The organism is Paraburkholderia terricola (assembly GCF_003330825.1).
Classification (GTDB): domain Bacteria; phylum Pseudomonadota; class Gammaproteobacteria; order Burkholderiales; family Burkholderiaceae; genus Paraburkholderia; species Paraburkholderia terricola.
Genome location: NZ_CP024941.1, coordinates 3,026,754 through 3,039,629, shown reverse-complemented (window position 1 = coordinate 3,039,629; position 12,876 = coordinate 3,026,754). Strand labels below are relative to the sequence as shown.

Below are 12,876 nucleotides of genomic sequence, written 5' to 3'. Positions count from 1 at the left end.
ACGTGGCGGGCGGTCGCGCCGCGGCGGCCTAAGGCGCTGAATACGTCACGCGGTAGACGGCGCCGGCGTAATCGTCGCTGATCAGCAGCGAGCCGTCGGGCATCGGCAGCACGTCGGCGGGGCGGCCCCACACGGCTTCGCCGGGCTGGAGCCAACCTTCGGCGAATACTTCCTGGCGGGCGTCGCCGCCGTCCGGGTTGAGCGTTGCCCGCACTACCCGGTAGCCCACTTTCTTGCTGCGATTCCACGAACCATGTTCGGCGATGAAAATAGTGTTCCGATAGGCGGGCGGAAACATCGAGCCGCTATAAAACCGCATGCCGAGCGCCGCGACGTGCGCGCCGAGCTTGACCGCTGGCGGCGTGAATGAACTACACGGATGATCCTTGCCGAATTCGGGGTCGGGCGTCCCGACGCCGTGGCAATACGGAAAACCGAAGTCCATGCCGGCGCGCGGCGCACGGTTGAGTTCGTCGTCCGGCACGTCGTCGCCCATCAGGTCGCGGCCGTTGTCGGTGAACCACAACTCGTGAGTCACCGGATGCCAGTCGAAGCCGACCGTGTCGCGGATGCCGCGCGCCACGACTTCGTAATGACTGCCGTCCGGGTCCATCCGGCCGATCAGCGCGTATCGGCTGCGGTCCTTCAGACAGACGTTGCACGGCGCGCCTTGCGGCACATACAGCTTGCCGTCCGGCCCGAAAGCGATGAATTTGGCGCCGTGGTGTGTCTCGGCAGGCAATTTATCGGTAATGACGGTGGGCTTGGGCGGATTGTTCAGACGGGTGTCGATCGCATCGAAACGCAAGATCTTCGACACGGCGGACACATACAGCGCGCCATCCCGCCAAGCTACGCCCACGGGCATGTCGAGGCCGGAGGCGAGCACATGGCGCGCGGTCGCGCGTCCGTTTTGCAGTTCGAGCGCGTAGACGCGGCCGTCGAAGCTTCCTATATAGAGAATGCCCTTCGGCGACAGCGCCATGGCGCGCGCGCTCGGTACGGCGTCCGACAAGACCTCGACGTGGAAGCCGGGCGGAACTTTGATGCGTTCGATCGGCGGCGCGGCGAGCGCCGGCGGGACTATGGCGGCGAGCCACAGGGCTGTCGCGGAGCGCCGGGCCCGAGCGCGAAGGCGTGAGGAGCGCGCCAGGCCGGCAAGCCGCGCGAAGAGGGTGAATAACGCAAGCAAAAGCACAGTTGGCGGCGGGAATTTCACAGGCGCTCCATCAGGTGGTGCGGGCGTTTGGATATGATCTGGAGCCCCGCGGTATGGCCGGGGCCACGTCGTCGCCCAGTTTATCCGGGTAAGTGTTTGTTAAGGCGTTGGTTTCCCGCTATAATCGCGTGTTTCAGTCGTTCCGAACCCCGGTTTTCAAGGATTCTAGTATGGTCATCATCCGCTTGGCTCGTGGCGGCTCCAAGAAGCGCCCGTTCTACAACATCGTCGCAACCGATTCGCGTAACCGTCGTGACGGCCGCTTCATCGAGCGCGTTGGCTTTTACAACCCGGTCGCTACGAAGGGTGAATCGCTGCGTATCGCTCAAGACCGCCTGACGTACTGGCAAGGCGTTGGCGCACAACTGTCGCCGACCGTCGAGCGTCTCGTGAAAGAAGCGCAAAAGGCGCAGCCGGCTGCTTAATGGCCGCTCGCATGCGTATCGTCGTCGGTTCGGCCGGCGGCTCGCGCCGCTTGCGTGAGCAGTCCGATGCGCGAAGTGTTGTGCTGAAGCAGACGTCGAAGCTGGCAGCGAGGTTCTCTTATGTCTGAGCGTGATTCCGGTAGTTCAGGTCCCGCCAGGACCGCCCCGCGTGCGAAGACGTCTGATCAGGCGCCGTTCGGTGCATTCGTCCGCAAGCCGGTCGAACGAGCCGAGGGCAAGGCGAAAGCCAAGGTTGCAAGCGCCGCTTCCGGGGCAGCAGAAATGCGCGCGGAAACGGCCGAAAGCTGGCCGGCCGACGCGGTCGAGGTCGGCGCGATCGTCGACGCTTACGGCCTCAAAGGCTGGGTCAAGGTAGCCGCTCATGCGGATGCCGGGCATGGCGGCGACGCGTTGCTGAGCGCTAAGCGCTGGTGGCTGCTGAAAGGTCACGAGCGCAAGTCGGCGCCGTCGTTGCAGGCGAAAATACATAGCGACAGTGTGGTGGCCCATCTGGGCGGCGTCACTGACCGCGATGTCGCATTGGCACTGCGCGGCTCCCGCGTTTATATCAGCCGCAGTGAATTCCCGGCTCTCGAAGCCGACGAATTCTACTGGGTCGACCTGCTCGGCCTGGATGTGGTGAACGTTGCCGGGGTCCACCTCGGCAAGGTTGCGGACATGATCGACAACGGTGCGCACTCGGTAATGCGTATCGAATATCCGGCCGCCGACAAAAGCGGCAAGCCGGTCACCGGTGAGCGCTTGATCCCGTTCGTCGGCGTCTTTGTCAAAACGGTGGACCAGGCGGCGAAGCAGATCGTCGTCGAATGGGAAGCCGATTACTAAATAATTCGCTGAATGGAGAGAGCGATGCAGTTCGATGTCGTCACGCTCTTTCCTGAAATGTTTCGCGCGCTGACCGATTGGGGTATCACCAGTCGGGCGGCGAAGCAGGAGCGCTACGCGTTGCGCACGTGGAATCCACGCGATTTCACCACCGACAACTACCGCACGATCGACGATCGCCCGTACGGCGGCGGACCTGGCATGGTGATGCTGGCCAAGCCTCTGGAAGACGCGATCGGCGCGGCGAAAGCGGCGCAGGCGGAGCAGGGCATCGGTGCATCGCGCGTCGTGATGATGTCGCCGCAAGGCGCTACGCTGAACCACGAGCGTGTCATGCGGTTCGCGGCCGAACCCGGTCTGATTCTGTTGTGCGGGCGCTATGAAGCGATCGATCAGCGTTTGCTCGACCGTGTCGTGGACGAAGAAGTCAGTCTTGGCGACTTCGTGCTGTCAGGCGGTGAATTGCCGGCCATGGCTTTGATGGACGCGGTCGTGCGCCAGTTGCCCGGCGTGCTGAACGACTCGCAATCGGCGGTGCAGGACAGTTTCGTCGACGTGCTGCTGGATTGTCCGCATTACACGCGCCCCGAGGAATACAACGGCGTGCGCGTGCCCGATGTGCTGCTCGGCGGCCATCATGCGGAAATCGAAGCGTGGCGCCGGCGTGAAGCGTTGCGCAACACGTTGAACAAACGGCCCGATCTGATCGTGAAGGCCAGAAAAAACAAGATGTTGAGCCGTGCCGACGAGGCATGGCTCGCGAGTCTCGCGAAGGAAGCGTCGAAGGCGTAAAGCCCCGATCTTTCGAGCGGACATAGGCGGTGCCGCACATGCGTGTACGGCGCCTGATGTGAACCCATCCTCTATCGGGGCCGTAGCCGAGCGCAAACAAACTCCGCGCAAGGCAGGTACGAACGCCGACAAGATGGACCTAGGAGTCAGTGATGAATCTGATTGCAAAACTCGAGCAGGAAGAAATCGCGCGCGCCCTCGGCGATAAGACTATTCCCGATTTCGCCCCCGGCGATACGGTGATCGTCAGCGTGAACGTGGTTGAAGGTACGCGTAAGCGCGTTCAGGCTTACGAAGGCGTCGTAATCGCCAAGCGTAACCGTGGTCTGAATTCGTCGTTCATCGTCCGCAAGATTTCGTCGGGCGAAGGCGTCGAGCGTACGTTCCAGACGTACTCGCCGCTGCTGGCAAGCATCGTCGTGAAGCGCCGCGGCGATGTGCGTCGTGCGAAGCTGTACTACCTGCGCGACCGTTCGGGCAAGTCGGCCCGGATCAAGGAAAAGCTGGTCATGAAGAAAGACCGCGCTGCTCCCCAAGCGTAAATGCTGTAAGAAAAAGCACCCCTCGCGGGTGCTTTTTTGTTTGCCAGGTCAAAATAGCGGCATGTCCCCTATCCGCTCGTTCGAGAGACCCGTTGATCCGCCCCGTCTTTGAACCTGAAACCCTGCCTGTCGAAGCGACGGGCGCCGATCTGCCGCCGGTGTCCGGCGGACGTCTCACGCCCGACGGTCTGCGCGCACGCTTCGAACAGCGTCTTTCATGGGCGCCTGAACCGATTGTCGAAGCGCCCTGGCGCGATACGCACGTCGATCCCCGAGTCGCTGCGGTATTGGTGCCGTTGGTGGTCCGCGATCACGGCCTGACCGTTCTGCTGACCCAGCGCGCGGACCATCTGAACGATCATGCCGGCCAGGTGAGCTTCCCAGGCGGCCGTCAGGAGCCATTCGACGCGGACGCCACCGCCACCGCCCTGCGCGAAGCACAGGAAGAGGTCGGCCTCGATCCGTCGCGTGTCGAGATTCTCGGTGCGTTGCCCGACTATCTGACGGGCACCGGTTTTCGCGTCACGCCGGTGATCGGCCTCGTGCACCCGCCGTTCACATTGGAAGCCGACGCGCTTGAAGTGGCCGAAGTCTTCGAGGTGCCGCTCGCCTTTCTGATGAACCCCGCGCATCACGAAGAGCGCGTGTTCCGCTGGGAAAACGGCGAGCGGCGCTTTTTCGCCATGCCGTATCCGCGTACGGCGTCGCTGGAATCCGACGGCGGCGCAAGTGCGAATTCAGTAGGCGGCCACTATTTCATCTGGGGCGCGACGGCGGCGATGCTGCGCAACTTCTATCGCTTTCTCGCGGCGTAAGCCAACGCAGACTGTGCGGTTGTCGGATGTTTGTCGAGGTCCACGCTCAGTCGCATCCGACCCTGTGCTATCGTTATATAACAATCGTAAAACTCGAAAAGCACGGCGCACCGCATGACTTTTTTCTCTGTATTGCTGGCTCTGATCATTGAACAGGTACGAGCGCTATCGCCGAACAATCCCGTATCGGCGTTGCTTCAATACCATGCGGAGTCGGCGGCGCACGGATTCGATGCCGGCAAGCCGAAGCATGGCTTGCTTGCCTGGCTCGTGGTGGTGGTGCCCTGGACGCTGGCCGTCGCGCTCGTCTACTACGTGCTGTATCACATCCATTTTGCGCTGGCGTTCCTGTGGAACGTCGCGGTGCTGTACTTCACGCTCGGTTTCCGGCAGTTCAGCCATTACTTCACGGACATCCACCTCGCGCTGAACAACGACGACGTGCCGCGCGCGCGTGAAATCCTCAATGAATGGACCGGGCTCGACACCGTCGACATGCCCGTCAGCGAGATCGTGCGTCATACGCTGATTCACGCGGTGGTCGCTTCGCATCGTCATGTGTTCGGCGTGTTCTTCTGGTTCCTGATTCCGGTCGGGCCGGCGGGCGCGGTGCTGTATCGGATCGCCGAATATCTGGCACGCACATGGGCACGGCCGGTCGACGACCGCACCATCGCGTTTTCGAGCTTCGCGCAGCGCGCTTTCTTCGTGATCGACTGGGTGCCGGCGCGGCTCACGTCGCTGGGCTTCGCGATCGTCGGTAATTTCGAGGACGCGATTTACGCGTGGCGCAACCATGCGCGCCAGTGGCCGGATGCCAACGACGGCGTGTTGCTGGCCGCGGGCAGCGGCGCATTGGGCGCGCGGCTGAGCGGGCCGCTTGCCGAGCCGTCGAGTCTGGACGCGCTCGCCACCGGCGACGGCGGTCCGATGCAGGTCGGTGACGATTGCACGCCTCGCACGCTCCAATCGGCCGTGGGCCTCGTCTGGCGCGCGGTGGTGCTGTGGATGATTCTGCTGTTGATGCTGACGATCGCCGTATGGCTCGCTTGAGCCTCCGCTTGAGGCTCCGTTCGAGGCTTGCCTAAGGGCAGCCCCGAACCGCCTCACCCGTCGCGCGAATCCCGCGCCGTCCCACACTGCCAGCATACGGTGAACTGCGCTTCGAGCGTCTCACCGCACTTGCGACATTGCCACGCAGGCGACCCCGAGGCAGGCCCACGCGAAGCGGCATCGATCAGCTGCCGCGCCATCGCCTCATCCCGTTCATCGACCAGCCATAATTCCGGCGCGCACTGATCCGCTGGAATATCGCCGAGCGCGCCGTTCAGGTAGCGGTTGTGCAACTCGCAGGCAATGCCCGCCGCTTCGAGCACATTGACCCAATGCTGTCCGATGATCAGGTTCGGCGCTCGCATCAATTTCATCGTGAGTCCAGGAGGGTGACGGCGACGTGCTTCACCGGACGATCTGGCTGGCTTCATGCACGAGTTGCGCGTACAACGCGTGCCGCTCGCGCCGGATGCGGCCGTCGGCAACCGCTTCGAGAATCGCACAACCCGGCTCGTGCAAGTGATGGCAGTTGTAAAAGCGGCAATTCGGCAGCAGCGGGCGGAATTCGGGGAACGCGCGCTCGAGCCGGCCTTCGGTCAGATGGTGCAGGCCGAATTCCTGGAAGCCGGGCGAGTCGATCAACGCACCGCCGTCGCCGTCCGCGCTGTCAGGCAGCGGGTAGAGCCGCGTGAAGGTGGTGGTATGACGCCCGCTGTTCAGCGCGGTAGAAATCTCGCGCGTGGCGACTTCGGCGTTCGGAATCAGCAGATTGACCAGCGTCGACTTGCCCATGCCCGACTGCCCGAGCAGCAGCGTCGAATGACCGTGCAGATGCTCGATCAACGCCGCGCGCGCGGCATCGGGCTGCATCTTGATCGACACTTCCACGACCGTATAGCCGAGCGCGCGATAGCGTTCCAGCCGGGTACGCGCGCCTTCCAGTTCTGCCACAACGTCGATCTTGTTCAGCACGATCAACGGCTTCAGCTCGTGCGCCTCGGCGGCGACCAGCGCGCGCCCGAGCAGGTCCTCGCTGAAATGCGGCTCGGTCGCGAGCACGATCAGCAACTGATCGAGATTCGCCGCGAAGAGCTTCGACTTGTACTGATCGGAGCGGTACAGCAGATTGCGCCGCTCGCCGATCTCGACGATCACGCCCTGATCCGCCGAGGTCGGCTCGTAGATCACGCGATCGCCGACCGCCACTTCGCTGCGCTTGCCGCGCGGGAAGCACTGGAGCATGGCGCCGCCGTCTTCCGGCGCGACGAGGTAATGGCGGCCATGAGCCGCCACCACGAGGCCGCCTACGCGCGTGCTGGACGGAGCGCGCGGCGCTTTCGGGGAGCGGCCGCTCATGCGTGCCGCAGCAGGCGGTCGATCCGCTGCGACGCCGGCGGATGCGAGTAGTAGAACGCGGTATAGAGCGGATCGGGCGTCAGGGTCGACGCGTTGTCTTCATAGAGCTTGACGAGCGCGTTGACGAGGTCATGTGCATCGGTTTGCGTGGCGGCGAACGCGTCGGCTTCGAACTCATGCTTGCGCGAACTGAGGCTGCCGAGCGGCGTGACGAAGAAGATGAATACCGGCAGTGCAAGGAAGAACAGCACCAGCGCAAGTCCGTCATTGCCGCCGAGCAGCGACGGCCGCACGCCCAGCCCTTCATAGAACCACACGCTTTCCTTCAGCCAGCCGAGCAGGGCGAGCATCACAAGGCTGATCGCGAAGGTAACGAGCATGCGCTTGATCACGTGACGGCGCTTGAAGTGGCCGAGTTCATGCGCAAGCACCGCCTCGATCTCGCTGCCCGACAGGCGCGCGAGCAAGGTGTCGAAGAACACGATCCGCTTGGCCGCGCCGAAGCCGGTGAAGTACGCGTTGCCGTGCGCCGAACGGCGGCTGCCGTCCATCACGAAGAGGCCCTTGGCGGCGAAACCGCAGCGTTTCATCAGCGCTTCGATGCGGCTTTTCAGCGCTTCGTCCTTGAGCGGCTCGAACTTGTTGAAGAGCGGCGCGATGAACGACGGATACAGCACCAGCACGAGCATCTGGAACACCACCCAGACGATCCACGTCCACAACCACCACAGGCTGCCGGCACGGTTCATCAGCCACAGCACGACGAACAGCAGCGGCAGGCCGAACGCCGCGGCGAGCAGCACGCCCTTCAGACGGTCCAGAAAGAAAATGCCCTTGCTCATCCGGTTGAAGCCGAAGCGCTGCTCGACCACGAATTGCCGGTAGTAATCGAACGGCAGGTCGATCACGCTGGTGATCGCGATGACCGCCGCGACCAGCGCGATCTGGCCGGCATAGCCGCGGCCCAGCCAATCGGAGATCGCCAGATCGAGCGCCTGCACGCCGCCGAGCAGCGTGAGGCCGATCAACACGGCCGCGCTGACCACGACCTCGATCATCGTCAGACGGGTGCGTTCCACGGTGTAATCCGCGGCGCGCTGATGCGCGCTGAGCGCGATAGTGCCCGCGAACTGGCTCGGCACCTGCTCGCGATGGCCGGCGACGAAGCGGATCTGCCGCGACGCGAGCCACAGTTTGGTGCCGACCATCGCGACGACGGCGACGACGAACAGGACGGTGAAGTACAGGGTAGGCATCCAGGGATTCCGTGGTATCTATGCGAGAATTATATGTTTCTTCCCGCCGCCAGGCGGGACACGCTCAAACCAATTTCAAACGAACATTCGCCGCGGCAAGCGGGCTTCCTGGGAGGCCGTCTGCGCGGATACAGGGTTGCCTTCATGACTGACATCCTCGCCTCCATCGAACATCCGTCGCTCGTGCGCAGCGACATGAATCTCGTCTGGCTCGACATGGAAATGACCGGTCTCGAACCGGATTCCGACCGCATCATCGAAATCGCGGTGGTGGTGACGAATTCGACGCTCGACAGGATGGTCGAGGGGCCGGTGCTGGCGATTCATCAGAGCGACGAGACGCTCGCCAGGATGGATCAGTGGAACCAGAACACGCATGGCCGCTCCGGTCTGATCGACCGCGTGAAGGCCTCGACGGTGAGCGAAGCCGACGCCACCGAACAGATCCGCGACTTTCTCAGCGCCTACGTGCCGCCGGGCAAATCGCCGATGTGCGGCAACTCGATCTGCCAGGACCGCCGCTTCATGGCGCGCTGGATGCCGGATCTGGAGCGCTTCTTCCATTACCGCAATCTCGACGTGAGCACGCTGAAGGAACTGTGCCGCCGCTGGCAGCCGGCCATCTACAAGGGCTTCCAGAAGCGCGCGCTGCACACGGCGCTGGCCGACATTCATGAGTCGATCGAGGAACTCAAGTACTACCGCGAGCATTTCCTGATTCCGACGGCCCCGCAAGCGCCGGTGGTGATGTAACGCGGCAAGCGCTGTTCGCGAGTCAAGCCTGCCGGGGGGCGCGCACCGCGTTCTTCGGCCGGAACGCCTTCACCACGTCGGCGTTGGTTTCCACATACGGGCCGCCGATCAGGTCGAGACAATAGGGCACCGCGGCGAAGATGCCCGGCACTTTCACGGCGCCGCCCGCTTCGGCGTCGCGCAGGCCTTCCAGCGTTTCCCTGATCGACTTCGGCTGACCCGGCAGATTGATGATCAGCGCCGCGTGGTCCGCGGTTTCGCGGATCACCGCCACCTGGCGCGACAGGATCGCGGTGGGCACGAAATTCAGGCTGATCTGCCGCATCTGCTCGCCGAAGCCGGGCATTTCCTTCGTCGCCACCGCAAGGGTCGCTTCGGGCGTCACGTCGCGGCGCGACGGGCCGGTGCCGCCGGTCGTCAGCACCAGATCGCAGCCTGCTTCGTCGACCAGTTCGGTCAGCGTGGCGGAAATGGTGGGCGCGTCGTCCTGAATCAGGCGGGTGACCATCTGCCACGGCGAGGTCAAGGCGGCGGCGAGCCATTCCTGCAAGGCCGGAATCCCCTTGTCCTCGTACACGCCGGTGGAGGCGCGGTCGCTGATCGACACGAGGCCGATCACGATTTCGTCGGGGTGCTGACGCGTCAGCTTATTCGTCGCGGTCGTCATCGTCGTTTTCCAGGGCGTCGTCGGCTGCGGAATCGGTGCCGGCGGCGGGGCCGTCCGCATTCTTGATCCACTGGAACAGTTCGCGGAAGTAGCGCGGCGGCTTGCTCTGCTGCGCTTCCTTGCGCGCGTTGCGGATCAGCGTGCGGCCCTGCTGCGGGTCGGCGTTCGGATGCTGGCGGATGAACTCGGTGAGCGCGGCGTCGTCGGCGAGCAGTTTCTCGCGAGTGCGTTCGATCCAGTGGAGCTTGGCCGTTTCCGCCTTGTTGACGCCGTTGTACGTGTCGAGCGCGGTGCGCAGCGCGGCGGTTTCGTCGTCCAGCAGCGAGCGCATGACGCGGCCCACGTATTGCACCTGGCGGCGCTTGCCTTCGTGATCGGTGATGCGGCGCGCTTCACGCACGGCGTCGTCGAGCTTTTCGGGCATCGGCATGCGCTTGAGCGCGTCCTTGGGCAGCGCGATGAGCGCCGAGCCCAGTTCCTGCAGCTCGTGCATTTCGCGCTTGAGCTGGGACTTGCTCGGACGGTCGTAGCCGTTTTCGTCGACTTCCGGCTCGGCGGATTCGATCGGTTGAATGCGGGTTTTGCGTGTCATACCGATATTGTAGCGTGCCGGGCTTGCCGAACCCGCCGTGCTGTCGCGCGTACGGCCTCGCGCGGGACAACGGGCGGCGTTAAAGCGGCAGCCGGTCGTAACTGAGCCGCGGCTCGACGGCACAGCGGCAGCATCCAAGCCGCATTCGAGCCGCATTCAAGCCGCACCTGGGCGGCACGAAAGCCACAACCAGGCAGTGCCCAGGCAACACCCCGAAGCGGCAGCGAAGCAGCGGCACCACGAGGCCCGGAGAATGCAGGGAAACAGCCGCGAATGCCAGGTACACCAGCGCGTACCTTGCTATGATCGCGGGATGCTTAACGATGCAAATGCGCACGCAAGTGCGTGGCATGTGTGAACCCACAGGGCCGCCCGGCCCCGAACAGGACGGCAACGACAATGGCAGCAGACATGGACGTCAAGCAGCGCTTTTTTCCGCATACCCAGGATGAACTGAAGGAAATCGCCTCGGACATCCTTCGTCACGCGAAGTCGCTCGGCGGCACCGACGCGGCAACCGAGATTTCCGAGGGCGACGGCCTGTCCGTTTCCGTGCGGCGCGGCGAAGTCGAGACGATCGAGCACAACCGCGACAAGATGGTCGGCGTGACCGTATTCATCGGCAACAAGCGCGGCAACGCGAGCACTTCGGATTTTTCGTCGCAGGCCTTGAAGGACACGGTGGCGGCGGCGTACAACATCGCGCGCTTCACCGCTGAAGACGACTGCGCGGGTCTCGCGGAAGCGGAGTTGCTCGAAACCGCGCCGCGCGACCTCGACCTGTATCACCCGTGGAATCTCTCGGCGGACGAAGCCGTCGAAATCGCCCGCCGCGCGGAAGACGCCGCATTCGCCACCGATCCGCAAATCAAGAACTCGGAAGGCGCAAGCGTTTCGGCGCAGCACTCGCAGTTCGTGCTCGCCACCTCGCGCGGTTTCCTCGCGGGCTATCCGTACTCGCGCCACTATGTCGCGTGCGCGCCGATCGCCGGTAGCGGCCGCAACATGCAGCGCGACGACTGGTACACGTCCACCCGCAGCGCGGAAGACCTGGCCGATCCTGAAGCGGTCGGCCGTTACGCGGCGCAACGCGCGCTGGCGCGCATCGGCGCGCGCGGACTCGATACTCGCAAGGTGCCGGTGCTGTTCGAAGCGCCGCTCGCCGCCGGCCTGCTCGGCGCGTTCGTGCAGGCCACGAGCGGGGGCGCGCTATACCGCAAGACGTCGTTTCTGGTCGATAGCCTCGGCAAGCCGGTGTTCGCGCCGCACGTGCAGGTGGTCGAGGATCCGCATGTCGCGCGTGCAATGGGTAGCGCGCCGTTCGACGAGGAAGGCGTGCGCACGCGGCAGCGTTCGGTCGTGAAAGACGGCGTGGTGGAAGGCTATTTCCTCTCCACCTATTCGGCGCGCAAGCTCGGCATGCAGACCACCGGCAATGCGGGCGGCTCGCACAATCTGTCGTTGCGCAGTTCGACCACGCGCGCGGAGGACGACTTCGAGGAGATGCTGAGGAAACTCGGCACGGGCCTGTTGCTCACCGAACTGATGGGCCAGGGCGTGAATTACGTGACGGGCGACTATTCGCGTGGCGCGTCGGGCTTCTGGGTCGAGAACGGCAAGATCCAGTATCCGGTCGAGGAAATCACGGTGGCGAGCACGTTGCAGGAAATGTTCCACCATATCGTCGCAATCGGCGCGGATACGATCACGCGCGGCACCAAGCAAACCGGCTCGGTGCTGATCGAGCGGATGACGATCGCGGGCCAGTAAGCGGTTCTGGTTTTTGGCCGCCGGTTGTGCAGCATGCCCGGCGCTGCAAACGGAAACGCCACGCAAGTGATTGCGTGGCGTTTTTCATGGGCGCCGCAAAAACCTTAAACGCCCTTGCGTTTATAGGTGACGAACGCGTAGTCGAAATCATTCGGCGCATGCGCGCGATGCGTTTCATGCGCGACTTCTTGCCACTCGTTTTCATCGAGCGCGGGGAAGGTTGCGTCGCCTTCGAAGTCGGCGGAGATCTCGGTGACGATGAGCTTGTCGGCCCGACGCAGACCTTCCTCATACAACTGCGCGCCGCCGATCAGGAACGCTTCGGGCGCCTGATCCCGCGCGGCGAGCTTGAGCGCCTCCTGCAGCGTCGTCGCGGTGTCGCAACCCTGAAAACGGCGCGTGGCATCGCGCGTCACGACGATGTTGCGGCGCCCCGGCAGCGGCCGGCCGATCGATTCATGCGTCTTGCGGCCCATGATGATGGGCGCACCCATGGTCGTGCGCTTGAAGAACGCAAGATCTTCGGGAAGTCGCCAGGGCAACTGGTTGTCGCGGCCGATCACGCCATTATTGGCGCGAGCGACGATCAGGGTGAGCGTCGTCATCGAATGGGAAAGGGAACATAACCGGAGCGATTCTACCTGACGCGGTGGCGGGCGCCGCCTCGTCAGGCTCCGCTGCGGCGGCTTGCACCTGTTCGCGCCGTTCGATCCGGTCCGCCTACCTTGTCAGATCACTGGCGGCATTACTCCGTGCGGCGTCCACGGGGATCGGCAGCGGCGAAGGCGGC

General features: G+C 63.9%; 15 protein-coding genes. 8 read left to right on the top strand and 7 right to left on the bottom strand.

Features of this window, described 5'->3' with window-relative positions; translation table 11 throughout:
• Nucleotides 1–28: 28 nt before the first annotated feature.
• Nucleotides 29–1,219 (bottom strand): PQQ-dependent sugar dehydrogenase, encoded by a 1,191-nt coding sequence (locus tag CUJ90_RS13515; protein ID WP_114163010.1) that lies wholly within the window; start codon nt 1,217–1,219, stop codon nt 29–31.
• 170 nt (nt 1,220–1,389) lie between these two features.
• On the opposite strand from CUJ90_RS13515, the gene rpsP reads away from it, so the two are divergent.
• The 6 genes from rpsP (at nt 1,390) to CUJ90_RS13485 (ending at nt 5,692) form a co-directional block, all read left to right on the top strand.
• On the top strand, nt 1,390–1,644 hold the full coding sequence (gene rpsP, locus CUJ90_RS13510) for a 30S ribosomal protein S16 (RefSeq protein WP_006050280.1): 255 nt from the start codon (nt 1,390–1,392) through the stop codon (nt 1,642–1,644).
• 120 nt (nt 1,645–1,764) lie between these two features.
• Complete coding sequence (gene rimM / locus CUJ90_RS13505; protein ID WP_073427192.1) at nt 1,765–2,490, top strand: ribosome maturation factor RimM; 726 nt, start codon at nt 1,765–1,767, stop codon at nt 2,488–2,490.
• 24 nt (nt 2,491–2,514) lie between these two features.
• Nucleotides 2,515–3,282 carry a tRNA (guanosine(37)-N1)-methyltransferase TrmD gene (gene trmD, locus CUJ90_RS13500; protein ID WP_083086529.1) on the top strand — a complete coding sequence of 256 codons (768 nt, stop codon included), beginning with the start codon at nt 2,515–2,517 and terminating at the stop codon, nt 3,280–3,282.
• Between the two features lie 152 nt (nt 3,283–3,434).
• Nucleotides 3,435–3,824: a 50S ribosomal protein L19 gene (gene rplS, locus CUJ90_RS13495; protein ID WP_073427194.1), complete on the top strand. Its 390-nt coding sequence runs from the start codon at nt 3,435–3,437 to the stop codon at nt 3,822–3,824.
• A gap of 92 nt (nt 3,825–3,916) precedes the next feature.
• On the top strand, nt 3,917–4,639 hold the full coding sequence (locus CUJ90_RS13490; RefSeq protein WP_083086531.1) for a CoA pyrophosphatase: 723 nt from the start codon (nt 3,917–3,919) through the stop codon (nt 4,637–4,639).
• A 114-nt stretch (nt 4,640–4,753) separates the two neighbouring features.
• Nucleotides 4,754–5,692, top strand: coding sequence for a CobD/CbiB family protein (locus CUJ90_RS13485; RefSeq protein ID WP_073427196.1), 939 nt, complete (start codon nt 4,754–4,756; stop codon nt 5,690–5,692).
• 53 nt (nt 5,693–5,745) lie between these two features.
• Here CUJ90_RS13485 and CUJ90_RS13480 read toward each other — a convergent pair whose 3' ends face one another.
• From CUJ90_RS13480 to CUJ90_RS13470, 3 genes are read right to left on the bottom strand one after another with little or no spacing between them, the layout of a single operon-like run.
• On the bottom strand, nt 5,746–6,066 hold the full coding sequence (locus CUJ90_RS13480) for a putative signal transducing protein (RefSeq protein WP_114163009.1): 321 nt from the start codon (nt 6,064–6,066) through the stop codon (nt 5,746–5,748).
• 31 nt (nt 6,067–6,097) lie between these two features.
• Nucleotides 6,098–7,048: a ribosome small subunit-dependent GTPase A gene (gene rsgA, locus CUJ90_RS13475; protein WP_073427198.1), complete on the bottom strand. Its 951-nt coding sequence runs from the start codon at nt 7,046–7,048 to the stop codon at nt 6,098–6,100.
• Nucleotides 7,045–8,304 carry a M48 family metallopeptidase gene (locus CUJ90_RS13470; RefSeq protein WP_073427199.1) on the bottom strand — a complete coding sequence of 420 codons (1,260 nt, stop codon included), beginning with the start codon at nt 8,302–8,304 and terminating at the stop codon, nt 7,045–7,047. Before CUJ90_RS13470 ends, rsgA begins: the two co-directional genes overlap by 4 nt.
• Nucleotides 8,305–8,448: 144 nt before the next feature.
• Here CUJ90_RS13470 and orn point away from each other — a divergent pair, with 144 nt between their 5' ends.
• Nucleotides 8,449–9,057 carry an oligoribonuclease gene (gene orn / locus CUJ90_RS13465; RefSeq protein ID WP_073427200.1) on the top strand — a complete coding sequence of 203 codons (609 nt, stop codon included), beginning with the start codon at nt 8,449–8,451 and terminating at the stop codon, nt 9,055–9,057.
• Between the two features lie 22 nt (nt 9,058–9,079).
• Here the strand turns inward: orn and mog are convergent, their stop codons facing one another.
• Together mog and yjgA are read right to left on the bottom strand one after the other, a co-directional pair.
• Entirely contained in the window at nt 9,080–9,724 is a 645-nt protein-coding gene (mog, locus tag CUJ90_RS13460) for a molybdopterin adenylyltransferase (RefSeq protein ID WP_114163008.1), read from the bottom strand.
• Nucleotides 9,705–10,316 carry a ribosome biogenesis factor YjgA gene (gene yjgA, locus CUJ90_RS13455; protein WP_114163007.1) on the bottom strand — a complete coding sequence of 204 codons (612 nt, stop codon included), beginning with the start codon at nt 10,314–10,316 and terminating at the stop codon, nt 9,705–9,707. Before yjgA ends, mog begins: the two co-directional genes overlap by 20 nt.
• A gap of 399 nt (nt 10,317–10,715) precedes the next feature.
• Here yjgA and pmbA point away from each other — a divergent pair, with 399 nt between their 5' ends.
• Complete coding sequence (pmbA, locus tag CUJ90_RS13450) at nt 10,716–12,086, top strand: metalloprotease PmbA (protein WP_073427202.1); 1,371 nt, start codon at nt 10,716–10,718, stop codon at nt 12,084–12,086.
• Between the two features lie 104 nt (nt 12,087–12,190).
• Here pmbA and CUJ90_RS13445 read toward each other — a convergent pair whose 3' ends face one another.
• Entirely contained in the window at nt 12,191–12,691 is a 501-nt protein-coding gene (locus CUJ90_RS13445; RefSeq protein WP_073427203.1) for a dihydrofolate reductase, read from the bottom strand.
• Between the last annotated feature and the right edge of the window lie 185 nt (nt 12,692–12,876).